At 34.4% G+C, this 23,798-nt stretch carries 18 protein-coding genes; 14 read left to right on the plus strand and 4 right to left on the minus strand.

The features are described 5' to 3' along the window. The first annotated feature begins 6 nt into the window (after positions 1–6). The 6 genes from ACFO3N_RS17490 to ACFO3N_RS17515 all read left to right on the plus strand — a co-directional run bounded on the left by ACFO3N_RS17490 (position 7) and on the right by ACFO3N_RS17515 (position 7,180). Positions 7–3,741, plus strand: a complete 3,735-nt coding sequence (locus ACFO3N_RS17490) for a WG repeat-containing protein (protein ID WP_379799869.1) — start codon at positions 7–9, stop codon at positions 3,739–3,741. 479 nt (positions 3,742–4,220) lie between these two features. Further along, positions 4,221–4,601, plus strand: coding sequence for a hypothetical protein (locus tag ACFO3N_RS17495; protein ID WP_379799871.1), 381 nt, complete (start codon positions 4,221–4,223; stop codon positions 4,599–4,601). 345 nt (positions 4,602–4,946) lie between these two features. Beyond that, the gene (locus tag ACFO3N_RS17500) at positions 4,947–5,561 is read left to right on the plus strand and encodes an SCO family protein (protein ID WP_379799873.1); all 615 of its coding nucleotides are present in this window, start codon (positions 4,947–4,949) and stop codon (positions 5,559–5,561) included. A gap of 10 nt (positions 5,562–5,571) precedes the next feature. Next, positions 5,572–5,943, plus strand: a complete 372-nt coding sequence (locus tag ACFO3N_RS17505) for a hypothetical protein (protein ID WP_379799875.1) — start codon at positions 5,572–5,574, stop codon at positions 5,941–5,943. Positions 5,944–5,979: 36 nt separating this feature from the next. Continuing rightward, positions 5,980–6,846 (plus strand): helix-turn-helix domain-containing protein, encoded by an 867-nt coding sequence (locus ACFO3N_RS17510; RefSeq protein WP_379799877.1) that lies wholly within the window; start codon positions 5,980–5,982, stop codon positions 6,844–6,846. A 25-nt stretch (positions 6,847–6,871) separates the two neighbouring features. Further along, a complete protein-coding gene (locus tag ACFO3N_RS17515) occupies positions 6,872–7,180 on the plus strand; it encodes a YHS domain-containing protein (RefSeq protein WP_379799880.1) in 309 nt (102 codons plus the stop codon). An 85-nt stretch (positions 7,181–7,265) separates the two neighbouring features. On the opposite strand, the gene ACFO3N_RS17520 is transcribed toward ACFO3N_RS17515, so the two are convergent. Together ACFO3N_RS17520 and ACFO3N_RS17525 are read right to left on the minus strand one after the other, a co-directional pair. After that, a complete protein-coding gene (locus tag ACFO3N_RS17520) occupies positions 7,266–8,051 on the minus strand; it encodes a DUF2490 domain-containing protein (protein ID WP_379799882.1) in 786 nt (261 codons plus the stop codon). Next, a complete protein-coding gene (locus ACFO3N_RS17525) occupies positions 8,051–8,803 on the minus strand; it encodes a carbonic anhydrase family protein (protein WP_379799884.1) in 753 nt (250 codons plus the stop codon). The genes ACFO3N_RS17520 and ACFO3N_RS17525 overlap by 1 nt, the downstream gene beginning before the upstream one ends. A gap of 542 nt (positions 8,804–9,345) precedes the next feature. Between ACFO3N_RS17525 and ACFO3N_RS17530 the strand changes: the two genes are divergently transcribed. From ACFO3N_RS17530 to ACFO3N_RS17550, 5 genes are all read left to right on the plus strand, one after another. Beyond that, positions 9,346–10,788, plus strand: a complete 1,443-nt coding sequence (locus ACFO3N_RS17530; RefSeq protein ID WP_379799886.1) for a c-type cytochrome — start codon at positions 9,346–9,348, stop codon at positions 10,786–10,788. A 13-nt stretch (positions 10,789–10,801) separates the two neighbouring features. Next, complete coding sequence (locus ACFO3N_RS17535; RefSeq protein WP_379799888.1) at positions 10,802–12,148, plus strand: c-type cytochrome; 1,347 nt, start codon at positions 10,802–10,804, stop codon at positions 12,146–12,148. 663 nt (positions 12,149–12,811) lie between these two features. Continuing rightward, complete coding sequence (locus ACFO3N_RS17540; protein ID WP_379799890.1) at positions 12,812–13,354, plus strand: cysteine hydrolase family protein; 543 nt, start codon at positions 12,812–12,814, stop codon at positions 13,352–13,354. 154 nt (positions 13,355–13,508) lie between these two features. Next, complete coding sequence (locus tag ACFO3N_RS17545; RefSeq protein ID WP_379799892.1) at positions 13,509–14,381, plus strand: AraC family transcriptional regulator; 873 nt, start codon at positions 13,509–13,511, stop codon at positions 14,379–14,381. Between the two features lie 129 nt (positions 14,382–14,510). After that, a complete protein-coding gene (locus ACFO3N_RS17550; RefSeq protein ID WP_379799894.1) occupies positions 14,511–15,866 on the plus strand; it encodes an MATE family efflux transporter in 1,356 nt (451 codons plus the stop codon). Between the two features lie 97 nt (positions 15,867–15,963). Here ACFO3N_RS17550 and ACFO3N_RS17555 read toward each other — a convergent pair whose 3' ends face one another. Next, positions 15,964–16,860, minus strand: coding sequence for an SDR family oxidoreductase (locus ACFO3N_RS17555; RefSeq protein WP_343698025.1), 897 nt, complete (start codon positions 16,858–16,860; stop codon positions 15,964–15,966). Positions 16,861–16,978: 118 nt separating this feature from the next. Here ACFO3N_RS17555 and ACFO3N_RS17560 point away from each other — a divergent pair, with 118 nt between their 5' ends. The 3 genes from ACFO3N_RS17560 to ACFO3N_RS17570 all read left to right on the plus strand — a co-directional run bounded on the left by ACFO3N_RS17560 (position 16,979) and on the right by ACFO3N_RS17570 (position 22,496). Further along, on the plus strand, positions 16,979–17,311 hold the full coding sequence (locus tag ACFO3N_RS17560; protein ID WP_343698026.1) for a winged helix-turn-helix transcriptional regulator: 333 nt from the start codon (positions 16,979–16,981) through the stop codon (positions 17,309–17,311). Between the two features lie 742 nt (positions 17,312–18,053). After that, a complete protein-coding gene (locus tag ACFO3N_RS17565; protein ID WP_379799896.1) occupies positions 18,054–22,028 on the plus strand; it encodes a PAS domain-containing sensor histidine kinase in 3,975 nt (1,324 codons plus the stop codon). Positions 22,029–22,115: 87 nt separating this feature from the next. Continuing rightward, positions 22,116–22,496 (plus strand): response regulator, encoded by a 381-nt coding sequence (locus ACFO3N_RS17570; RefSeq protein WP_379799898.1) that lies wholly within the window; start codon positions 22,116–22,118, stop codon positions 22,494–22,496. A 102-nt stretch (positions 22,497–22,598) separates the two neighbouring features. Here ACFO3N_RS17570 and ACFO3N_RS17575 read toward each other — a convergent pair whose 3' ends face one another. Further along, the gene (locus ACFO3N_RS17575) at positions 22,599–23,024 is read right to left on the minus strand and encodes a response regulator (protein WP_379799900.1); all 426 of its coding nucleotides are present in this window, start codon (positions 23,022–23,024) and stop codon (positions 22,599–22,601) included. Positions 23,025–23,798 lie beyond the last annotated feature (774 nt).

Consider the following 23,798-nt stretch of genomic DNA (forward strand, 5'->3'; position numbering starts at 1 on the left):
AAATACATGAAAAAAACAATCCTAATGCTATTTGTCTTGCTGCCTTTAATTTGCTTTTCTCAAAACAGTGAAGCTTTAAGAGAACAAGCAATGCAATTTTATAATGAAGGAAAATTTAATGAATCTCTTAAAGCATTTAATAAAATAAAAGATAAGGAAGTTTTACAAAATACCAATATTGGTGTTTGGAAAGAACATATTGCTTCGATTCTCAATCATAATTTTTCGGAGAAATATGGAATATCCGATAAAGATACCTTGAACATTAAAGTTAGAGTACAAACTTTAAATATTGTATCTGAAGGTGTTTTTAATAGAAAGACTAATAGTTATGTAATTGCACCTATTTATGATTGGATTTTAGCTTTGTGCGATGATAAATCTAATTTTTTTGTGGCCATTAAAAATAATAAGCAAGCACTTCTTGATAAAACTGGAAAAATTGTAATTCCATTTAAAAATCAGAAAATTACAACCAGCGAAGATTATTTTACTTATTACAACGGTTTGCATAGAACGCTAGAATATTTTATCGTAACCGATTTGGATAAAAATTCAAAAACTCAGGAAACCATTGGTATTTATGATTTAAACTGTAAACTGATTTTTGAGTGCTCTTCTGCGATACTGTATAGAAATAACCTGTTATTGGCTAAAAAAGATGGTAAATGGAAATTTATCAATTTGAAAAACAATGAAGTTTTAGTTGATTCTATTGATTCTTATGAAGAAATGTATCCCAATTATGCTGAAGAAAAGGAATCGAAATATTTTATTTTACATATTGGTAATCATCTTTCAATCTACCGTCCTCAATCTAACCAATACATCAAGGATGTTTTTGATTCGTATACAGAAGAAAGCCAGGATGACAATATTCTGTCAAAAATTATTAATGACAAAGAAAATTTTAGCCAGCCCAACGAAATCCCTTTAAAAGATAAAAACAAATATTTAATTGTAAAGAAAGACAACAAAGCGGGGGTTTATAACTTTAGCAAATTTGAGTATTATACAGAACCTGTTTATGATTCGATTTCGAATATGGGAAATACATTTTTAAAAGGTAAGGACTCGAATCTTTTCTTTCCAGAACCTGTTGTAGAACAAAAAGAATTTTCGAAATACTATGTTTTCATTACTAAAAATAAAAACAAGTTTGGTGCCAAATTGTTGGATGGGAAAAAGCTGTTAGATAATGAATATGATGAAATTAAAAGTTTTAGCAGTAATAACTATTACAAAGATGTGTTGTTTTATAGGGTAAAAAACAAATGGGGGTTTACTATTTTGAATAATAAAAAAATAGAAAAACCACAGTACGATTTTGTATGTAGAGATTATTCTAAAGCGCAGGATTTACTTATAGCAGCTTATCGTAACAAAAAAAAGACCCTTTATAAATTGAATGGTGAATTATATCACAATTCAAAGGACAATAGTCCTAAAGAATATGTATCAAACCAAAGTCCGTTTGATGGAGTGAATGATAGTTACACAGATCGACAATTATTTAAACAAAATAATAAATTTGGTATTGAGGATATTGATGGGAAAGAAATTCTAAAGGCTCAATACTCGTATATAGTTCGTGCTAATAAAAATATTTTTTTAGCTGGAAATAATATAAAAGATTCTAAATCGCTTGAAGGTTTATTGGATATTAATGGAAAAGAAGTTTTACCTATAAAATATCAAAGTATTACTATTTATCCGGATCCAAACAATAATGAAAAAAGAGAAGAATCCCTTGTCTTTGAAGTAAAAAATAAAGATAATAATTATGGTTTGTATAATAGCAAAGGACAAAGCATTTACCCTTTTGTCATTCAGGATATAATAGAAAGATTGATTATACGAAATGATTCCATAAAAACATACTATTATATTATTTCTGAAAAAGTAAATTTTCAAAACATTTCCTATTTTGATAATGGGAGACAAATTTATGATTACAAAATATCCTTGTTGAAAATACAGGGAGACACACTTACCAAAGTATTGGATAATTGCAATAATATCCGAACTGATATCCACAATATTATTCTTGGTTATCAGAATAAATTAGGTCGATACGGATTGTATAATCTTCAAAATGGAAAGGATTCGGGAGCAATATTGGCACGTTATACTTATTCACAAAATGATCAAAAATTTATTTTCGCAAACACTGCCGACGAAAAACAAGTATTTTTTGATACGGATTTGAATATGCATCAAATTCCATATGCATTAGTTTCATATAAAAATAAATTTTTCATCTATAAAGATAAAGATCTCTACGGAGCTATTAACGATAAATTGGAAATTGCCAAGTTCAAGTATCCAGTAGTAGATTATTATTATCAAAATGATAAAGAAAGAAATCAAGTTTCTGAAAATCAAAAGATAATTTTTAGTTTATTTAAGTTTAAGACCGATGCCAAAAGCGATAAATACGGTATAGTCAACTTTGACGGAAAGGTTTTAGTGCCAGCAGACAACAAATATGAGGAAATCATTTTTCCATTTGAAAATCATAATAGTGTTTGGTGCAACAAAGCAAAAAGAGAGGTTATTTTAGAATATGTCAACAAAATATTCATTTGCAAAACTAAAGACAAAGTAGATATTATAGGCCCAGAAAACAAAAAAAAAGTTTCATTTATAGCACCTGCCAATTGGAAATTTGATTTTAGTGATATAACCGTTAATCATCATTTGATACTTAGGGATGGTAACACCTTTAAACTGCTGAATTTAAAAACGCAAAAAATAGATTTAGCAACTATAGCAACAAAATTTAGTGACGACATTGACGGAGGTTATTCTGATTGGCAATATGACGATAAAAATCATACTGTGAAAATGACTAAATATAGTAAATATGGTCGCTTGATTTTTGAAGATTCAAAAACAATGGCGCATTATGATCATAATTACGATCCTTTTTTACGCACTACACTTTTTATAGTCAAAAGGAATAATAAATATGGGGTAATTGATGCAAACGAAGGTATATTAATACCCTTTGTAAATGATAGCTTATATACGCCGGACAATATCAATTTCATTGCTAAAAGAGATACTAAATTTGGGGTGCTTACCAATAAAAATCAGATGCTTCATGAATTTATTTATGATAATATTAAAAATATTGATTTTAATAAAGGGTATGCGAATCAGCAAAAGGTATTGGTAGTTACAAAAAATAAGAAAAAAGGAATCTTAGATTTTCTGAGCGGTCGCGCAATAATTCCGATAGAACAAGATGATTTAAATTTTACAGAAGGAATCCAAGGTCGAAAGAATAAAACGCGCACAATGTATGGAAGCTATGGAGAAAAACAATTTTCAATTGAATGCGATACATTGTATAGAGAAAAAAATCTTCCTTATTGGTGCTATACCTTTATAAAAGATGGAAAAAAGGGACGAATTGATTATTATGGAAATCTAATTGATAATGACCGTAATCCGTATGAAATTACTCCTGCAAATCAGGAAAATGATAAAACAAAATTGGAAAATAATAAAGACTATGATGATTATAAAATCCTTGAAAGGACAAATTTCGCTATCGTTTCCAAAGACCAAAAACAAGGAGTGGTAGATTTATCAAATTTTATAATTATTCCACTTATTTATGAAGATATCAGATATATAGAGAAGGGGTATTTTGAATGTAAACAAGGTAAAAAAACAGTATTGGTGACGCCACAAAATAAAGTGTTTTACGAAATAAAGAATTACTCAAACTGATGAAAAATAAGTGGATTAAAATAGTATTGAAAAAAATATAAAAACTCGATTGAGTTATCGTATTTAACTATTATATAAATTTACAAATTTTATGGAGGTTTTTAAAAGAATGTTTTAAGTTAAGGTAGGATTGTCTTTCTCTGGCTCTATGAATTACTGTCTGGGATTTTAAAATAAATTTATTTGATTTTCGAAATCTTTTTTAACAAAATAATTATTTATTTGGTTAAATAAGTTTTCCTCAAATTTTGTAGTAAAAATTCAATAATTAAATAGTAAAAATTTTTCCGCATTTCGTCTAAGCTTTTGGGAGAGAAAAAGTATGAAGTCCATACTTATTGTTTGTTGTTCGACCAAAGTTAAAAATTGGTTTATTTCTCTGGTATTGATCAATATTTTTTGTTGAAAGGAAACAAGAAGATTCTCCCAAATAAAAACAAAATTAGTGTATTTTTGCATTTATAAACAAATTGACAATCTTGAAAAAGTATATTATCATAGTACTTTGTGGTCTAATTTTTCTTCCCTCTTTGGGAAGTATGTTTGTATATGCTTCATTCAAACTGAATCAACAGGAAATTGCCAGAACAATCTGTGTACAACGAAAACAGATTTTTAACTCTTGTAATGGTCGATGCGAACTGCAGAAGAGCCTTAAAAAATATTCTGATAACGAAAAACAAATGCAGGACAGTCTTAAAGAAAAAGTAGAGATTGTCTATATCTGCAACTCCGAAGTAAATTTTACTTTTTTACCTCCTGTAGGATATCACAAAAATGTTTTTGCTTTTTTAAGCAGCAAACCAATTGGAATTTCCTCTGCTACTTTTCGCCCGCCCGCCACTAATTTATACATCTAAATTTCTTTTCAAATTCATTAAGAAAAATTTGTCATTGCCTTTTGCAACTTGACAATACGTCTATTGCTATGAACTAAGTTGATTTTTATGTATTCATTTATTCTTAATAAGATAAAAGATTAACATAGAAAATTTAAAAGTTTTGGTCAGTTGGCTTTATGAAGTCATATCCTCATCAATCTACAACAACAACTTTATTTAGCATTGTTTGTTATAGGCTTTGCAATATCCTTATTTGAAAAACCCAATGGACTTTATTGATGAATCTTCATTGAAATTATACATGCAAACAAGTCAGCAGTTTATAACATAATCTGCTTGATTAAATATTTAAATAATAAAAAAATGAAAAAAATAGCTTTGATTCTTTTGCATTCTCTACTTGTAATATCATGTGAGAAAGCACAGGAGAAACTTCCAATATTAGGAAATCCAATAGTAAAAGGAAATGAAACGCAGTATCCCCGTATCAAAGACTTTTCGTTTAAAAATCAGGACAGTCTGGAGATCACGAACAAGACTTTTGACGACAGGATTTATATAGCCGATTTTATTTTTCTCTCCTGTCCCTCGATTTGTCCCAAAATGAATGTACAGCTCAAAAAAGTATATGATGTATACAAAACTAATGATGAGGTATTGTTTCTTTCTCATACCATTGATCCTGATCATGATACCATACCGCGCCTTAAAGCTTATACGGTGGATCACGACATAAAAAAGAACTGGCATTTTGTTACGGGAAACAGAGACAGTATCTATAAAATTGCAACCGAAAGCTACTTTGCAACGGCATATCCGGATAAAAATGAGCCAGGAGGTTTTGTGCATAGCGGCGGATTTCTGCTTATAGATAAAAACAGGCATGTTCGCGGCGTTTATGATGGGACAAATCCAAAAGAAACAACAAGACTAATTGCCGATGTAAAAGTCCTTTTAGAAGAAAGTTCAACCAAATAACGTTCTACTGATGAAAAAATGCATCACTTTATTTCTTCTGATGCTGCTCGCGTTTCAAAATGCAGGCAGTATCTGGATTATTGGTGATTTTTATATCAATAGGGATTATATAGCCAAAAATGTATGTATCAACAGATTTGATTCCATTCCGATTTGTAATGGAAAATGCTATCTGGATACTAAATTAAAAGCAAATGATAAGCAGGAACAGCAATTTCCAACAATAACTTACAAAGAAATGCAGCTTTTTTTTGAAAGTCCTCTGGAATTTTTATTAACACCGATAGATTTTGTAATCAAAAAGAAATATCCGTTGCTGCAGTCGGGCGGTCAAAAGTCTAATTATGTTTTTTCGATTTATCATCCTCCCAGATGCGGTTAATACTCTCGTTTTAGTATTAATCATAAAATCAAAAAAATGCAAATATCAGAAATCCCCGAGCGCAGCCTGAGATTATTCACAGGTGATGAGAGTCATTTCTGGATGGATAATATTACTAATCTGCTGCAAAGGTTTCCTTTATTGGAATATCCTCACAGGCAGAATTTCTTTATGCTTCTCTTTATAGATGATGCAGCAGGAGAAATTAGTGTTGACAATCAAAAAGTCCGTCTTGACAGTGCTAAAGTCATCGCTGTAAAACCTCGTTGTATAAGCTTTATAGACATTAACAGAAAAGCCAAAGGAAAAATTATCTGTTTTACTGAAGATTTCTTTTCCCTGCGTTACAACAATAACATTTTAGACCAGTTTTCATTTCTTCATGATACTTCTAAGTTATTTGTCAGGCTTAGTGAAGAGGAAGCAAACAAGTGGAAGTATCTACTTGAAATATTTTTCAAAGAGTTCAGTCTCCATAGAAAAGAATCGGTAAAAGTACTCCGATCTTATCTCAATATCCTGCTTTTTGATTTGGAACGGCTTTATAATCCCTCGGGATTTGTCGTAAATAATTCACCTAAACAACAGAAGGTAAAAGAATTTGAAAAACTCATTGACAAAGATTTTAAGCTGAAAAAAATGCCTGCCGCCTATGCGGATCTGCTCAATGTAACGCCAAATTATCTGAACAAGATATGTAAGGAAGTAACAAATTACACAGCAGGTGACCTGATACGAAAGCGTATTGTAATAGAAGCACAGCGGCTTATTCATTTTACCAATTATTCTATAAATGAAATTGCTGATCAGCTCGGTTTTGAAAATGCGTCCTATTTTATTACTTTTTTTAAAAGACAGACAAACAAGACACCCGAGCAGTTCCGCAGATTATCAAACCAGTAAAAAATAATAAAATTTTAATACTATTATGAAAAAAATCCTTCTAATTGCCACTATTACTGCTGTGTTAAGCTGTAATAAAAAAGAGGAAAAAGCACATCCTCATGATCATCCTCATACTATGGAATCTGAAACAATGTATAAAGATCCTAAAAACCCGCTCAATAAATTAACGTATGCCAGCAACATAGACTTTAGCTGTAATATGGATGTCAGCAAGTATGGCGTTAGTGATACTGTTACTTATAAAGGGAAATTATACGGTTTTTGTTCAACGGTATGTAAAGATAACTTTATGAAAAAACCAGATGAATATCTGGCAAAAAATCAGAAGTAATTTTTCTTGATAATTTTAGGAAAAAAAGGCTGAAAAATCAAAGTTTTTCAGCCTTCTTAATTATTATTGACTATTTGCTCTGGTTTTATTTATTGGTTTTAGTCAGGTCAAAGTTTAAATTAGTATTCAAAATTACTCCGTTGTTGTTCTGAAAAACATTTTGACCCTCTATCTGCCTTCCTAACTGTACAGTTTGATTTAGATAACCACCTTCAATTCTAATGTTTTTATTAAACCTATAGCCTAATAAAATTCCAATTCTGTTTTGATCAAAAACGTTCATATTAACATTTTTTCCAAATCCAACAAAAATTTCGTCATAGAAAGCTAAATAGGGTGTTTTGTCTTTTATCTCATTTCCTTTTAAAGGCACCTGAACTCTTATCATATATCGAATTCGGTTTAAGAGCGGAAATTCGTCTTCTGTTGTCTCATTAATGGAACTGTACCTGCCAACAAATCTTTGTTCTAACATAAATCTATGGGATAAATCAACAATTCCTTCTTTGTGACTTAGCTGTACCATTTCAAAAATCCTATGTTCTGTAAAATCTCTGCCCATGCCATTTAGGGGTATTTCTCCATAAGGATAGGTTTCGATCCAGCCATAACCAACCCGGAACTGCACTCTTGAATTTAAATTATAATTTAGGCCCACTCTTAATAAACTTTGCTGCCATTCGGTAATGGTTTCATTTCTGCGCCATTGGTATTCAGTATGTATTCCAAATTTTTCTGAGATTTTGAATGTGCCAAAAAAATTATACCATCCAATGCTGTTATTGGTAGTAATACGATTATTCTGCCCGATTACGGATTGTATGCCTCCAATTACAAAAACGAGGATTAGTACATAATTTTTCTTGTTCATTATTTTAAGAATTCAAGGGTTCCGTCTGTCAAATTGTAAAACACACCTACAATTTTTATCTGTCCTTTATCTTCCATTTCTTTAAGAATTGGACTTTTTTTACGAATTTGATCCATAGCATAAAGCACGTTGTTTTCTGAAACGTGTTTTACAAATTTATCATTTTTAGATGTTTTTTCACCATTAAAATCCTGACTCATTGCTACAGCTGGTTTTATTTTTGAAAGCATGGCAGTTATATTTCCCAATTTTACATCATCGATAGCACCTTTTATAGCGCCGCAATGCTGGTGTCCCATCACTAAAACCAGTTTTGCGCCTGATACCTTACAAGCAAATTCTATACTGCCCAGTAAATCTTCATTTACAAAATTTCCGGCTACTCGTCCCACAAAAATATCACCCAAGCCCTGATCAAATACGTCTTCTACTGGTACTCGGCTGTCCACGCAACTTAATACAACAGCTTTTGGGAACTGGCCCGGTGCCGATTTTCGAGCTTGTTTACTATGGTCGCGAACCGTAGTTACACCGCTTTGAAATCGTTTGTTTCCTGCTATAAAATCCTCTAAGATAGCATCAGGTGTAAGTCTGGTTTGCTCTTCCTTCGTCATTACATGAGACACTACCGGTTTTAAATCTTCTGCAGGAATAGAAGTTGAATTTGATTTTTCTGTTTTTGTACCATTGTTGCAAGAAACCAATAATACTGCTGTGCAAAGCATTACTAATGATCTGAGTTGATTGTCCATTTCTTTGTTTTAGATTAAGTGTGCCTACTTTGTAAAACGGTGTTCAGCATGTCCGTTTATTATTTTTTATACTGTTATATAAAACAGTAAAAGAGGTTTTTTCCCTACCTGAAAGCTGTCCGTAAATTTAATTTTTTTCCTGAAGTGTAAAGTGGCACCCCCTTTAATCCTTGTATTAGGATAGTTTAGAGATACAAAATTACCTGATTTCAAACAAGTTACGTTAATTAAAATAGCAGAGGTGGCTAAAGAGGAGGAACTATGACTAAAAAGGGAATTTTGAATTTTAAATTATTCTTTATTAGTGTTTTATATTTTTAATAATAAAACGGAAAATAATATACAGCCCAGCAATCTGATAATGAGGTGTAACTAGTAAAATCAATTGAGTGAAAAGCTAAATTCAGTAGAATAAAATGTAATGTAAATAGTGATTTTAACGAATCTGGAAGTAACGTTTATTAAAATTTCCTGCTTTTTTGTTTTTAGCAATTTCTGGATTACTGACCGAAATTTGCAGTAAAAAAAAAACAGAATAATTTATGGACTTTCCAATTTTTCATTTAGACTGGCTCAACAATAGGATGCTTATCGCCATCATTGCCATTATTCACGTGATGATTAATCATGGTTTAGCTGTGGGTTTTATGCCTCTTATAACCTGGCTGGAACAGAAAGGTGTTAAGAATAGCGGCAGGGAACAAATTACAGATTTAGACTGGGACAACAGAATCTATAATATGATGAAAGTTGCTTTTATCATAACTACAACACTTGGTGCAATGACAGGAGTGGGGATATGGTTCTCCGTTGCACTTGTAAGTCCCACATCGATTGGAAGTTTAATACGTGTTTTTTACTGGGCATGGTTTGTTGAATGGCTGGTATTTGTTACTGAGGTAATTTTGATCATGATTTATTTTTTGACCTGGAAAAGCAGTAATACTTCGCTTAGGGCTAAATTATTGCACATCCGGTTTGGATGGTTTTTAAGTTTATTCTCCTGGATTACTATGGCAATTATTGTTTCTATTTTGAGTTTTATGATGGATCCCGGAAACTGGAATACACATAAGAGTCTGCTCAATGGGTTTACTAATCCAATTTATCTTCCGCAGTTATTGTTTAGAACTCCTACGGCAATGCTTGTGGCGGGAAGTTTTGGAATGATGCTGGTAACTCTTTTCTTTAAAAAAGGTACGGAATTAAGGCTGAAAGCTGTAAAATATGTTTCAAAATGGATTATTCTATGGGCTCCAATTTCTCTTCTTGGAGCGGTGATTTATTACCGAGCCATTCCTGAGGCTATGATCGCTAATATGAGTACGGCAGTAGGGACGATGGATTTTAATAAGTATTACGATTTAATGAAATATTTTATACTATTTGGAATTTCGTCTTCTCTGATAATGGCAGTTTTAGGTTTATTTAAAACCAGATGGATTAGAAGTTATATGGTATTGTTTCCCGTAGTTATGGCTTTTGGATATCTTGGTTTTTTTGAAAGGGTGCGTGAATTTGTCCGAAAACCTTATGTAATTGGAGGTTATATGTATTCCAACTTATTATTAGAAGAAGATTATCCTGTTTACCAGCAATACGGGCTTCTTAAAAATGCGACCTATACCACAGTAACCGAGATTACGCCAGAGAATAAAGTAGAAGCTGGCAGAAATGTTTTTGCAATTGCCTGCAGCCGCTGTCATACCACTCAGGGAGTTAATAGTGTAGTTGATGTTTTTGAGCGTATGTATGGAGTTGGAAAGCCGTTGGATATTAACTCGATGGCTTCTTATATACCCAATATGCATAATGGAAGAACCTATATGCCTCCTTTTCCTGGCACCCAAGAAGAAAGTGAAGCCTTGGCGGCCTATATACGCAGTATTCAGGATACTGGTGATGTTCTCGAAGGGGCACAGTCAGAAGGTACAGTGGTAAGTGGACTCCAAGATACAAAAGCAGTTTTAGCAAATAAAAAATAACAAAAGTTTAAAAATGATCAATTTATATATTGCGTTGCAAAACAACGTTCCCGTTCCAAAAGATATTCCCTTGCCGCTGCCAATGCCTGAATGGTTTTTTGTAGTGGTTCTAGTACTGTCATTTCTATTGCATATCCTTTTTGTAAACCTGATGCTTGGAGGTTCTATTTTGGCTTTGATTGCCCAAATAAAAGGACTTAAAAATAAAGAATACGATATACTGGCACACGAAATAGCCAAAACCATAACAGTAAATAAAAGTATAGCCGTTGTACTGGGTATTGCGCCGCTTTTGAGCATTAATGTATTATATACGATTTATTTTTATTCGGCAAATGCGCTTACCGGTTTAATGTGGATTGCGTTAATACCGCTCGTTACAGTGGCGTTTCTGCTCACTTACTTGCATAAATATACATGGGAAAGCTTGGAAAATCACAAGGCGGTTCATATTTCGATTCTGGCCTTGGCAACTGTTATCTTTCTGTTTATTCCATTTATCTTTCTAACTAATATCAATCTAATGCTTTTCCCTGAAAAATGGGCTTTAGTAAAAGGCTTTGTAGACGCATTGTTTCTTCCGAATGTTTTCCCCAGATACCTGCATTTTATCCTGTCTTCACTGGCAGTTACGGGATTGTTTATATTTTGGTACAACAGCCGCAAGAGTTACCCCTTTGAAGAGATATATGAGGAATTTACCCGATACGATATTCAAAAGAAAGGCTACTCTTTGGCATTAACTGCCTCTTTATGCCAGTGTATGATTGGTCCTCTTGTATTGCTGACATTAGCGTCTAAAGGTATGGGGTGGAACCTGATTTTGGTGATTTTCTCCGGAGTTGCATTCGCCGTTCCCGCTATGTGGCTTATTTGGAAGAGATTGACAGGCGAAAAGGAAAACATTGAAAAAGACTTTTATAAAATAGCAATGCTGCTTGGAATTACGGTTTTGTGTATGGGCTCAGGAAGGCAGATCTACAGGGCAAATTCGCTGGAAAAACATAGAGAACTGGTAAAAATTAAAACCGATGAATTTAAAATATTGAAAAAGAAGGCTATAGCCAAAATGAAAGAAGTAGAAGCCGGAGCAGCTTCGGCAGATATGTCAGAAGCAGAGAGAGGACAGAAGGTATTTAGCCAGTATTGCGCATCCTGCCATAAAGTAGATGAAAAATTAGTAGGGCCGCCAGTTTTGGAAATGGCAAAAATTTATAAAGACAATGTGACCGATTTGCAGAAATGGATAAAAAATCCGGGTAAAAAACGTCCTGATTATCCGCAGATGCCCGGTTTTGAATCGCAGCTGGATCAGCAGAAACTCGATCAGCTGGCAGAATATATCCTGACTATAAAATAAAGTAAAAAACAATTCTCTATGATTCGTTTCTGTTATCTGTTTCCAATAATTGTTTTTATATGTGTTACAGGCATTTTATACAAGGTAAATAAGTATGAAAGTATAATAAAAAAAAGACCAAAGAGCAGAATAGAAAGATCGCATAGCGTTTCCGCTCCATGTTTAGAAAATAATAATAGTAAATGATACTGTCGTATAATTGGCAGCCTTAATCGATTTTTAACTTAAAAATAAAATAGTATGATACAAGTTTTTTCCATTATGATTTTAATTTTTGTGCTTCTTGCCATTGTTTTTCTGATAAGAATAAAATCAATTACACTGCAGCTTGTTAAGTCAAAAGAGGTGAATAACAAAGAAAATCCATTAGAAAAGAATTATCAATTTATTAAGGGACTGTATTAGCCAAGGTTGTCCACCAAAAGAAGTTTCTTTTAAATTTTGATAGTTTGGAGCCCTGTTGATGCTGACACACACAGGGCTTCTTTTTTGTTTATAAATAGGACTGAAGTTTTAAGAGCAAAATAGGATTATGAAATTGAGAATAGCATAGATAGAAAATTTTGCTTATCAAAATGGTATGTTTTGAAAGTGTTTTGGCAGCAGATATCGCTGCACGAGTTTTTAATTTTGACACATATAAAAATTAAAAAATTAATTAAAATGAAAAAGGCATTACTACTAATAGATATACAGCAAGAATATTTTGAAAATGGCGCATTGGTACTTGTAAATCCAATTCCGGCAAGTGAAAATGCAAAAAAATTACTGGAACATTTCCGAAAAGAAAATGATACTGTTGTTCATGTACAGCATATATCTGGCGAAGGCATTCCGTTTTTTGTTTCTGGAACTCAAGGAGTGGAAATCCATGAAAATGTAAAACCACTACAAGGCGAGAAAGTAATCACAAAACAATTTCCTAATAGTTTTAGAGGCACCGATCTGTTAGAATATTTACAGTCAAAGGAAATAACGCATTTGGTTATTGCAGGAATGATGACTCATATGTGTATAGATGCAGGAACAAGAGCCGCTGTTGATTTTGGATTTGAATGTACTGTAATTGGCGATGCCTGTGCTACGATGGACCTTCAGATTAGCGGACAAAAAGTAAAATCTGTCGATGTACACAATGCATTTTTAGCAGCATTAGAATTCTTTTACGCTAAAATTCAGACAACTTATCAATACCTGCTTTCTTAAATAAATTTAGAACTCAATTTTATAAAATGGGCTGTAATTTATTATGGCTCATTTTTGCATTTGGCAGTTATTTGCAAATGAAATTGTAAATTTACTAAAGCAGGCTGAACGTAATAAAACGATTTTTAAGAGATTAAAAAGGAATGAGAAAGGAATGAAAACAATAAAATTTCATAAAGCAGAATGTGGTGTTGAGATGCTTCTTAATGTATTGCATGGAGATGTACTAAGCGAAAGATATTTGGAGCGAGATACTTTTAACACTGATTTTTTTGAAATTTTGCTTTTTAAAAAGGCGAAGGGAACTCTGATTTTAAATCAGCAGAAAATCAATATAACTGATAATACGATGGTTTTTATTTCTCCTTTTCAAAAAAGAAAATGGACTTTGGAGAAAGAAGGATTGGATTTTACTGTTCTGGTTTTTCAGGAAAATTTTCTTAACGATTTTTTCTCAGATAAATACTTTACGTATCGTCTTCTTTATTTCTATCAGTTAAATTTTCCTTTAAATATAACTATTGAAAAGGAAGAACTGCAAAAAGCACTTGAGCAGCTTATGGAAATCAAATCAGAGCTGGTAGAGAGCAGGACAGACAGTATTCATATCATCCGCTCTCTTACTTATTACCTGCTTTTGAAGTTCAACAGGATATATGCCCAGAAAAATAATCTCTCAATTGAAAGGGCTGAAAATAATTATGCATACCAATTTAAACAGTTACTCGAAACGCATATCAGGGATAAGCAGAGAATTGACGATTATGCAGCTTTATTAAATGTGAGCAGGATTTCAATTAATACGTGTGTAAAAAAACAGTTTAATGTTACTGCTGTAGAACTCTTAAAACAAAGACTGCTCTTCGAAATAAAAAATGATCTGATACATTCTGGAAAGAATGTCGCTGAGATTGCCTATAATCTTCATTTTTCAGAACCCGGACATATGATGCGGTTTTTTAAAACCCAGACAGGAATTACCAGCACGCAGTTCCTGTCAGATTATCAAAATGGTATATTTTCATAGCATTTTAGTTGATTTTTTATAGAATGAGATAAATTTGCAACAAAAGAATTGTTATACTTTAAAAATAAAAATTTACAGTATACTAATTTCAATACATTCAATCTGCCTTGAGGCAGTTAATTTTTTAATATGCTCAAAAAATATAAATCCAATAAGATATATTACCAAAGCACAATAACACTTGCTGGACCTGTGGTAATTTCTCAGTTAGGACATACACTGGTACAGACTTTTGATACCATTATTATAGGACACTATGCAGGAACTATTTCTTTGGCGGCAGTCTCACTTGTTCATTCTGTTTTTATGGTCGTTTTAGTCATAGGATTAGGTGTGGCCTACGGATTAACACCATTGATTGCGCAAGAAAATGGAAAATCAAATTTTAAGGAATGCGCTGAGCTTCTGTCAAACAGCTTATGGCTAAATGTCGCAGCCGCAATTTTTCTTTTTTTAATAGTTTATTATGGTTCTATGTTTGCCATGCAGCATGCAGATCAGGATCCTCAGGTGGTTGCAACGGCAAAACCTTACTTGCTTATTTTGAGTTTATCTATTTTGCCTTTAATGGTATTTCAAACCTTTAAACAATTTGCAGAAGGGCTGGGTTTTACAAAACAAGCAATGTCGATCACAATATGGGGAAATGTGCTCAATGTAATTATAGCAGTGATTTTGGTAAAGGGAATTTTTGGAATTGAGCCAATGGGCGTTCGAGGGGTAGGAATTGCAACATTGATAGATCGGGTTTTAATGATGCTGGTTATGATGTGGTATGTACTTCGATCAGAGAATTTCAGGGTTTATATAAAGCATTTCGCTGTTAAGTTTGTTGATTTTTCAAAAATTATAAAAGTGGTAAAAATAGGATTGCCTGTAGCGATGCAGTATGTTTTCGAAATTGGAGTATTTGCAGTTGCTGCTTTAATGGCTGGTAATATAGGCGCTACGGAACAGGCTGCTCATCAGACAGCAATAACCCTTGCGGCAATGACCTACATGATGGCAGGGGGAATTGCATCGGCGGCAACTATTAAAGTTGGAAATAGTTTTGGAAATCAGAACTACAAAAGACTTCAGAAATTTGCTTATGCGTCTTATCATCTAGTTATCATTTTTATGATGTTCTTTGCTCTAATTTTTACACTCTTTAATCAATATTTACCTTATTTGATAACAAATGATACAAGTGTTGTAGCGTTGGCAGCACAATTATTGATAATTGCGGCGGTATTCCAACTCTTTGATGGTACTCAGGTTGTTGGACTGGGAACACTAAGAGGAATGGGAGATGTAAACGTTCCTACTTTGATAACCTTTGTTGCTTATTGGCTTATTGGCCTGCCTGTGGCCTACATTTTAGGCATTTATTTCAATGCAGGAGTAAAGGGAATCTGGTACGGTTTGACTCTGGGGTTGTTAACATCATCTGCCTTACTGTATTTAAGATTTCGATATGTAATAAATAAAGTTTTGGAAAAATAATTTATAAATTCTATCATTAAAGTACAAAGTCCTTTTAGAATTTAAGGCATAAAAAAGCAGCAAAAAGATTCTATTCTTGCTGCTTTTTTTTTACAATTTAGTTAATAAAAAAATGTTTATGAATTTTAACCCATTCTTCTATTGGAGTCATTCTTACAGGCAGTTTTTCTAAAACCTCCTGCAATTTAGGATTAAATTTTGTGGGATATACTGGCAGACTTGCCAACATTTCATAATATCCTTGCACACCTCTGGCGCTTTCTTCTCCTACAAGAATACTTAATTTATCCCCGAATTCTTGCGGAGGCATTGCGTAGAAATCAATTTTTTCGCCCAAACCAAGAGAGAATTTTTCGGCAAGACCATTTCCTTTCAGGTTATCCAAACCGCTCACAAGAAAGGATTGTCCAGATAGTTCTGGTTTGTATAAAGCTTCTGCCACAAAAGCGCTGACATCTCTTGATGCAATATAACCAATAGGCATATCTTCCGGAGTTGGGTAAGCTACTTTTCTTTCACTTTTTACATAATCGGTTGTATAAGGAGCCAGTAAATTTTCAGCATAAATAGATGGCTCAATAATAACATAGGGTACTCCGCAATTTTGAAGATATTCCTTGGTATCCAGCTTTACATCTTCCATAGGAATTCCTAATTTTTGCGGTGCCAGAAATCCGCTGGTATTCCAAACTATCATTTTTACGCCATTTTCCTTAGCTGCATCAATTACATTTTTTGCAAGTTGAAATCCATCTGCCGGATTAGGTAAGGAAACAGGAATCAGCAAAGCAACAGCATCAATTTCCTTAGTGATTTCTTTCATTTTTAATGCATCAGACATATCGCCTAATACAGGGATTGCACCAGCGTCTTCTAGTTTTGAAAAGTTTTTTTCTGAACTTGTGGCAGCATAAACAATTGCGCCTTTATTTTTTGCTTCTCCAATTACATGAAATTGCTGTGAACCTGTGGCTCCAAATACTAATACTTTCATTTTATTTTTTTATTTAATTGTTTTAATTTTTTGGTAAAACTAATTAATAACTTACTTTTGTACAAGTACTTACGTTTTAGTTGGGTACTTACCAAATAGTTAGAAATATTGAAAATCAATGATAAAAAATCCAAAAATTATTAATGCTTGTGATGAAAATTGCCCTGTAAAAAAATCATTAGGCTTATTGGGAGGAAAATGGACAATGATGATTTTGTTTCAGATTAACTCCAGAACCATTAGATATGGAGAACTTAAAAGAGCTGTAGTAGGTATTAGTGAAAAAATGCTGATTCAGGAATTGAATGCACTTGTAGAAAACAAACTGGTCAGTAAAAAGGCCTATCCTGAAATCCCTCCAAGAGTAGAATATACATTAACAGAACTGGGTTTGAAGACTTTACCAATTATAGATCAAATAGCTGCTTTTGGATTGGAAAATTTGGTTTAGTTTGCTTGCTCAAATCTAACATTTAGCATTTCTTTTTTAAGCATTGTTTTCGCCTTTATTGGTGAAATTTTCCCTTTATATCTTCGTAGCCGCTTAAAAAAACAAATTAGTAAAAACGAGTAAAACTTATATTTAGAGGATATATGAAAAAAAATGGCGCCAATTGTCTTCAATTGGCGCCATTTGGCTTTGTGACGGGGACAGGACAAATTACGACATCATTTTTGGATGATTTGAAGAAATTGGCTTTCTATATGTAGTGTCTGTCTTCCATTGGCTATGTAAATTTGGTTTAGATGTCCTGTTGGGGATTGATGTAAAAAATTATAAAAACTCAACTGGTTCATACCAGTAAACTAACATACAATTCTACAAATATTATGGAGGATTTGTAAAGATTGTTTTAAGTTGTGGCATGATTGTCTTTCTTTGGCTGTATGAATTTCTGTTTTGGATTTAGAGCTATGAACCAATTTTTTACCTCAGTAGGAAAACAATCAATATCAAGATTTACAATTCATAATTTCTCTGAAACTGGAAATACGTTTCGAGATGTTTTTAGGAGGCCAGCAGATTAAATTAGTCACTAGTATTGTAATAAATTGATGCAGTCCGGTTCAAATAATGGACAATCAAATTAATTGGTGATTTGTTAAAATTACGCTACCTTTCCATTTGAAATCAAATACTACAAAGAGTGCAGTTGGACAGCAGGGGATCTCAACATCCGTTTTTAAGTAATATGGGAGAATTAGGTTTTCTTATCAGTGAGTTTAACTGGTCTGAAACTTCTTTAGGTGCGCCGGAGAAATGGCCGCCGCAGCTGGAGACATCACTGGCAATTATGCTCGGTTCAGGAGTTCCGATGTTTCTGATATGGGGAAAAGAAAGGTTCTTTTTCTACAATGATTCTTTCAGCGCTTTCTTTTCTGATAACGGCATAAAAACATCGACTTTTGAAACCCGCTTTAAAGATGCAATGCCTTTTGGATGGGAAACAATATCAGATATCATTGAACAGGTTATAAATCAAAAAGCAATTAGATTAGAGTCTAATATTATAACTGCTGTAAGCAGAAATAACAGCCTGCAGGAAATTTATCTTACTGTCGCATGCAGCGCAGTTTTCGGCCAGAGCGGGAATACGGAAGGAGTTTTTGGCACCTGCATAGAAAATTCAGCTGTTATTCCCAATGTAATAGAATCAGGTTCTGTAAGAAAACAGCTTAACAATGTGCTGAAACAGTCCCAGGCCGGAATTGCACAGGCCAATATAGAAGGACGAGTGACGGAAGTTAATGACCGGTACTGCGAGATGCTGGGCTACAGCCGGGAGGAAATTGTACAGATGAATCTTGGAGATCTGACACATCCTGATGATCTGCAGCGCAATATGATGCTTCTTGAGGCCTGCATCAGGGACGGAAAAGATTTTATGATTACCAAACGCTATGTAAAACGTGACGGTTCAATACTGTGGGTAAACAATAGTGTCTCTGTTGTAAGCGATGCAGCAGGCAGTAAATATATCACTGCCATCGCAGTGGATATAACACTTGAAAAAGAAAAAGAGGAACAGCTGGAAGAAGGAGAATTTCGTTTTCGGACACTTATTGAAAAAGCACCTGTGGGCACTGCATTATTCAGGGGAAGAGAGTTTTACATTGAATTGGCCAATCAGGCAGTCCTGCAGTACTGGGGAAAAGAAAATGATATTATCGGCAGTAAATTAAAAGAGGTTTTTTCTGAGATAAAAGATTATGATTTATATGACAGGCTCAATGAAGTTTATCTGACTGGAAAAGAATACAAAGCTACAGCAGCCAGAGTAAAAAACGTAAAATCAGAAAAAGAACAGTATTTCGATTATTCCCTGACGCCTCTTTTTGATAAAACCGGCGCCGTTTATGCCGTTCTGGCGATGTATTCAGATGTAACACCTTCGGTAAAAGCACAGCTAAAGGCAGCAGAGAGCCACAAGGAGCTGGCTGTTATCTTTGAGCAGTCGCCTGTCGGTATTGCCACGATAGGAATAGCAGACGATCTGGTTTTTATAAGCGCTAATACTTTTTACGGCGAACTGGTAGGCCGCAAAGCTGAAAATATTATCGGCAGACCCCTTCTTGAGGCGCTTCCGGAGCTCAAAGGGCAGGGCTTTGATGATCTGCTGAGGGAAGTGATCCGTACCGGTAATGCTTATATTGCTAAGGAAGTGGAGGTCGAATTGCTTAGAAATGAAAAGCTGGAACATATTTATGTGGATCTGACCTATCAGATTAATCGTAATACTGAAGGTAAACCAGCTGTTATACTGGTAGTTGCAACCGATGTCACTAGACAGGTATTGAGCCGAAGAGAAGTGGAAGAAAGTGAAACCAAACTAAAAAACCTTATTGCGGCGGCACCGGCAGGTATAGGTCTTTTTAACGGCCGTGACCTGATTATAGAATACCCAAACCAGACGTTTATAGATATAGTTGGCAAAGGTCCTGATATTTCAGGGTTGCCATTGAGGGAAGCCATGCCGGAACTTATTTCCGAAGGCCAGGCTTACCTTAAAATTCTTGATGATGTCTTTACAACTGGAATTCCTTTTATTTCTCCGGCTTCACTGGTCAAAATAATGCAGAATGGAGTTCTGAATAATAATTATTATAATATTTCCTATACACCGTTGCGAAACAAATCAGGAGAAATTTATGCTATTTTAGATATTGCCATTGATGTGACGGCGCAGGTAATCGCGCAAAAAGCAATGCAGGAAAGCGAAGCCCACCTGCAGTTACTGCGCGATACAGTACCGGCCATGATTTTCTACCTGGACAAGGAGCAGCGCTACCAGAGTTATAACAGGGTTTTTATGGATTGGTTTTCTGTAGACGGGAGTGAAGCAATAGGAAAAAGTGTAAAAGAATTTCTGGGAGAAGCTGCGTACGCAAAAACACTTCCCCATCTTGAAATTGCTTACGGCGGAGTGCAGGAGAAATATGAAATGTTTGCGCCCTCACGCATGGGAATCACCAGATGGCTGAGCATTGTATATACACCCCACAAAAATAATGATGGGGAGGTAATAGGGGTTATTGTTCATGCAACGGATGTTACGCAGAGTAAATTGACAGAAATAGCCCTTAAGGAAAGCGAATCCAAGCTTCGCAATGTTTTGGATGCTGCCCCTGTTGCCATTAGTGTACTCGCGGGCAGGGATTTAGTCATTGAAAATCCTAATGATCGTTTTATGGCTGTCATTAATAAAGGAAGTTCTATAACCGGACAGCCTCTTAAGGCAGTGCTGAAATCAAGCAATTCGGAGAATTTCCTAAAATCGGCACAGGAGGTATTTCGCTCAGGTAAAAGTTTTTATGCTGGCGGCATGCCTGGAATTAATACGGCAGAGAAAGAAATCCGCTATCATAATATCAGCTTGACCCCTCTTATGGATGAGAGCGGGGAAGTTTATGCTGTGCTTTATGTCGGTTCGGATGTCACAGATGAAATTGTTTCAATAAAAAAAGCGGAACAGGCAGAGTCTGCTCTTCGCTCTGCAGTAGAAGTGGCGCAGCTCGGAACATGGTCACTGGACATATCTTCGGGAATTACAACAGTATCAGAGCGTCACGCTTCAATGTTCGGATTAAAGGCATCCCAAATGCCGTCCTCTGAAATACGCGCACTGATAAAACCTTCAGACTATAACCGGGTGACTGAGGCATTTTTTGCAGCCCAGAAACCAGGTTCAGAAGGCAGATATGAGGCTGAATACAGAATTATACACGGCATTACGGGACAGGAAAAGGTTATTCATGCAGTGGGACAGACTTATTTTGATCTGGATGGGAAGCCGTCGGTGATTCAGGGGACTGCTCAGGATATTACGATCCACAGGGAACTTCAGCTTGCCCTTGAAAGTGAAGTGGAGCTCAGGACAAAAGAGCTAGCGGCAGTGCTGAAAGAGCTGCAGTCTTCCAATGCAGATTTAGGACAGTCCAATGATGCTCTTAAGCATTCCAATCAGGAGCTGGCACAGTTTGCTTATGTGGCAAGCCATGATCTTCAGGAACCGCTTCGTAAAATTCAGATTTTTGCAGGCCTGCTTCAGGAGAATCACCTTGGTAAAGATCCTAAAATAATGATTGAAAAAATAACTTTTTCTGCAGCCAGGATGAGCCAGCTCATTACTGATCTTCTTGCTTTCTCAAGACTGATACAGCCTCAAAAGAGCCTGCAGCAGATTGATCTGAATGAGGTTATCAAAAATATCTGGATTGACTTTGAGCTGGCTGTTGAGGAAAAAAATGCTTCAATTGAAACTGGAAAGCTGCCGGTTGTAAAAGCTGTCGGTCTTCAGATGAATCAGCTTTTTTATAATCTGGTCGGTAATTCGCTGAAATTTACCAGAAATGATATTGCGCCGAAAATTACAATAAACGCTGTTCTAGTACCGCATGATTATGCGGCCCAGTTTACAGATTCTCCCCTTGTTGAAGGAGAGTATCATCACATTTTGTTCAGTGATAACGGAATTGGATTTGAAAAAGGCTATGAGAAGCAGATTTTTGAAATCTTCAAACGGCTTCACGAACAGAATATTTTTCCCGGCAGCGGCATCGGACTGGCGCTGTGCAGGAGAATTGTCAACAATCATCATGGGGTGATGTATGCAGAATCAGAATATGGAAAGGGAACCACATTTCATATTTTTCTTCCTGCATCTTAAAGCATTATGCAAACCTGTTGCAGCAGTAATGCGTATATTATAAAGAGCTGCTCTCTGCCGAACCGAAAGGTTAAAGAAAAAACACTTATGTTATATAAAAATATACTTCTGGTTGATGATGATCCCGATGACGCTGAAATATTTATGGAGGCTGTCGGTTTTGTGAATGAAAAAATAATAATGCGCCATATTGATAATCCTGTAAAGGCATTTCAGGAATTGGAAACTTTAGAAAATCTTCCCGACCTGATATTTTTAGATTACAATATGCCGTTAATGAATGGCAAAGAATTCCTGGAGCAGATCAAAAGTAAAGGGATATTGAGAAGCATTCCGGTAATATTAATTTCAACTCCTTCTGAAGAATTTGTTTTCAATCTGCTGGAAAAGGGAGAGATTATCCGGTATATGAGCAAACCCAGCAGTTATAATGAACTGATCAGAATGCTTAAGGAAGTAATAGTATAATAGCTTAATGCTGCCGGGTTTTTAAGAAAAAAATGACTTTATTTCAGCAAAGGTTTTTATAAATCAGCAAGCCGGCAATTTAAGATAAATCAGCAGTAGTTATCAACAAACCGTTGCAGGGGTCAGGCTTGTCTTCCAGTATTCCATTATATTTTGTATCATTAACCTGTAAGCTGGAAAATTCTCTTCTTTGCTAAAATAGCCCTGTACATTATAAGCGTAGGCTTTTGTTACATTTTCAGGATTTTTTGAAGTGGAAAGAAAAATGTACGGCACGCATTTTTCACTTATATCATCATTAGCTAGAATCTGGCTTCGTAATTGAAAGCCGTCAATTTTCGGCATATTGATATCAGAGAGAATGAGAAAAGGATTTACATCTGGAGAAGATAAATAGGGAATAGCCAGAGTAGGATCTTCGATAAAAACTACTTTGTTAGTATACCCCAGACTCTCAAATATGTCTTTAAGAAAATTTCTGTCATCTTCATCATCCTCAATTATAATTATTTCACCATTTCTTCTCATAAGGCAAAGTTACATATTTTTTCCGCATTTATTTTTTTAGATTTGAAAGAAACTTATAATTTGCAGCCCGTTTATGGAAACCAGTGGGAATCTGGAGTTAAAGTTTCCCTGAAAAAGAACCTGCTGGATGCCGCTTTGAGTTATTATAATATTGTGGAATAAACCAACTTTTTGCTTCAGTCGAGTAACAATTATATTTGAAAAAATGAGAGTGGAAAATTCAAATAATTTTGAAATATCGGACCATTTTAGAATGAGATTTTATTTTCTGAAATTGAACAGCATCTAGAAAAAAATCAGATATTACAAAGTCATATTTTCGCTTTATTCTTGGTGTTCGAATCCTGTTAACTTATCGAATGATAAATTAACTATTTGTTATAAATATATATACTGAAGCAATTTTGCTATTATTTTAAAGAAAGAAAATAAAGGCAAAAATGACCCAAAGGTAGTGTATTTAGTGGCATAAATAAAAAAATGGCGCCAATTGTTTTCAATTGGCGCCATTTGGCTTTTTGTGACGGGGACAGGACAAATTTCAACATCATTTTTGGATGATTTGAAGAGATTGGCTTTCTATATGTAATGTCTGTCTTTCATTGGCGTTAAAAAATTGGTTCGGATGTCCTGAGTAGGATTGATGTAAAAATTGTAAAAACTCAATTGATCCATCGCATTAAACTGATATATAAATTTACAAAATTTATGCAGGATTTTAAAAGATTGTTTAAGTTAAGGCAGGATTGTCTTTCTTTGGCTGTATGAATTATT

The organism is Flavobacterium chungangensis (assembly GCF_042654045.1).
Lineage (GTDB): Bacteria > Bacteroidota > Bacteroidia > Flavobacteriales > Flavobacteriaceae > Flavobacterium > Flavobacterium chungangensis.

Coding starts and splice junctions, on each gene's coding strand:
- ACFO3N_RS17505 (WP_379799875.1), top strand. CDS start 5,572: ATGAAAAAATGCATCACTTTATTTCTTCTGATGCTGCTCGCGTTTCAA.
- ACFO3N_RS17560 (WP_343698026.1), top strand. CDS start 16,979: ATGATAAAAAATCCAAAAATTATTAATGCTTGTGATGAAAATTGCCCT.
- ACFO3N_RS17515 (WP_379799880.1), top strand. CDS start 6,872: ATGAAAAAAATCCTTCTAATTGCCACTATTACTGCTGTGTTAAGCTGT.
- ACFO3N_RS17520 (WP_379799882.1), bottom strand. CDS start 8,051: ATGAACAAGAAAAATTATGTACTAATCCTCGTTTTTGTAATTGGAGGC.
- ACFO3N_RS17525 (WP_379799884.1), bottom strand. CDS start 8,803: ATGGACAATCAACTCAGATCATTAGTAATGCTTTGCACAGCAGTATTA.
- ACFO3N_RS17510 (WP_379799877.1), top strand. CDS start 5,980: ATGCAAATATCAGAAATCCCCGAGCGCAGCCTGAGATTATTCACAGGT.
- ACFO3N_RS17550 (WP_379799894.1), top strand. CDS start 14,511: ATGCTCAAAAAATATAAATCCAATAAGATATATTACCAAAGCACAATA.
- ACFO3N_RS17500 (WP_379799873.1), top strand. CDS start 4,947: ATGAAAAAAATAGCTTTGATTCTTTTGCATTCTCTACTTGTAATATCA.
- ACFO3N_RS17490 (WP_379799869.1), top strand. CDS start 7: ATGAAAAAAACAATCCTAATGCTATTTGTCTTGCTGCCTTTAATTTGC.
- ACFO3N_RS17530 (WP_379799886.1), top strand. CDS start 9,346: ATGGACTTTCCAATTTTTCATTTAGACTGGCTCAACAATAGGATGCTT.
- ACFO3N_RS17565 (WP_379799896.1), top strand. CDS start 18,054: ATGGGAGAATTAGGTTTTCTTATCAGTGAGTTTAACTGGTCTGAAACT.
- ACFO3N_RS17540 (WP_379799890.1), top strand. CDS start 12,812: ATGAAAAAGGCATTACTACTAATAGATATACAGCAAGAATATTTTGAA.
- ACFO3N_RS17545 (WP_379799892.1), top strand. CDS start 13,509: ATGAAAACAATAAAATTTCATAAAGCAGAATGTGGTGTTGAGATGCTT.
- ACFO3N_RS17575 (WP_379799900.1), bottom strand. CDS start 23,024: ATGAGAAGAAATGGTGAAATAATTATAATTGAGGATGATGAAGATGAC.
- ACFO3N_RS17555 (WP_343698025.1), bottom strand. CDS start 16,860: ATGAAAGTATTAGTATTTGGAGCCACAGGTTCACAGCAATTTCATGTA.
- ACFO3N_RS17535 (WP_379799888.1), top strand. CDS start 10,802: ATGATCAATTTATATATTGCGTTGCAAAACAACGTTCCCGTTCCAAAA.
- ACFO3N_RS17570 (WP_379799898.1), top strand. CDS start 22,116: ATGTTATATAAAAATATACTTCTGGTTGATGATGATCCCGATGACGCT.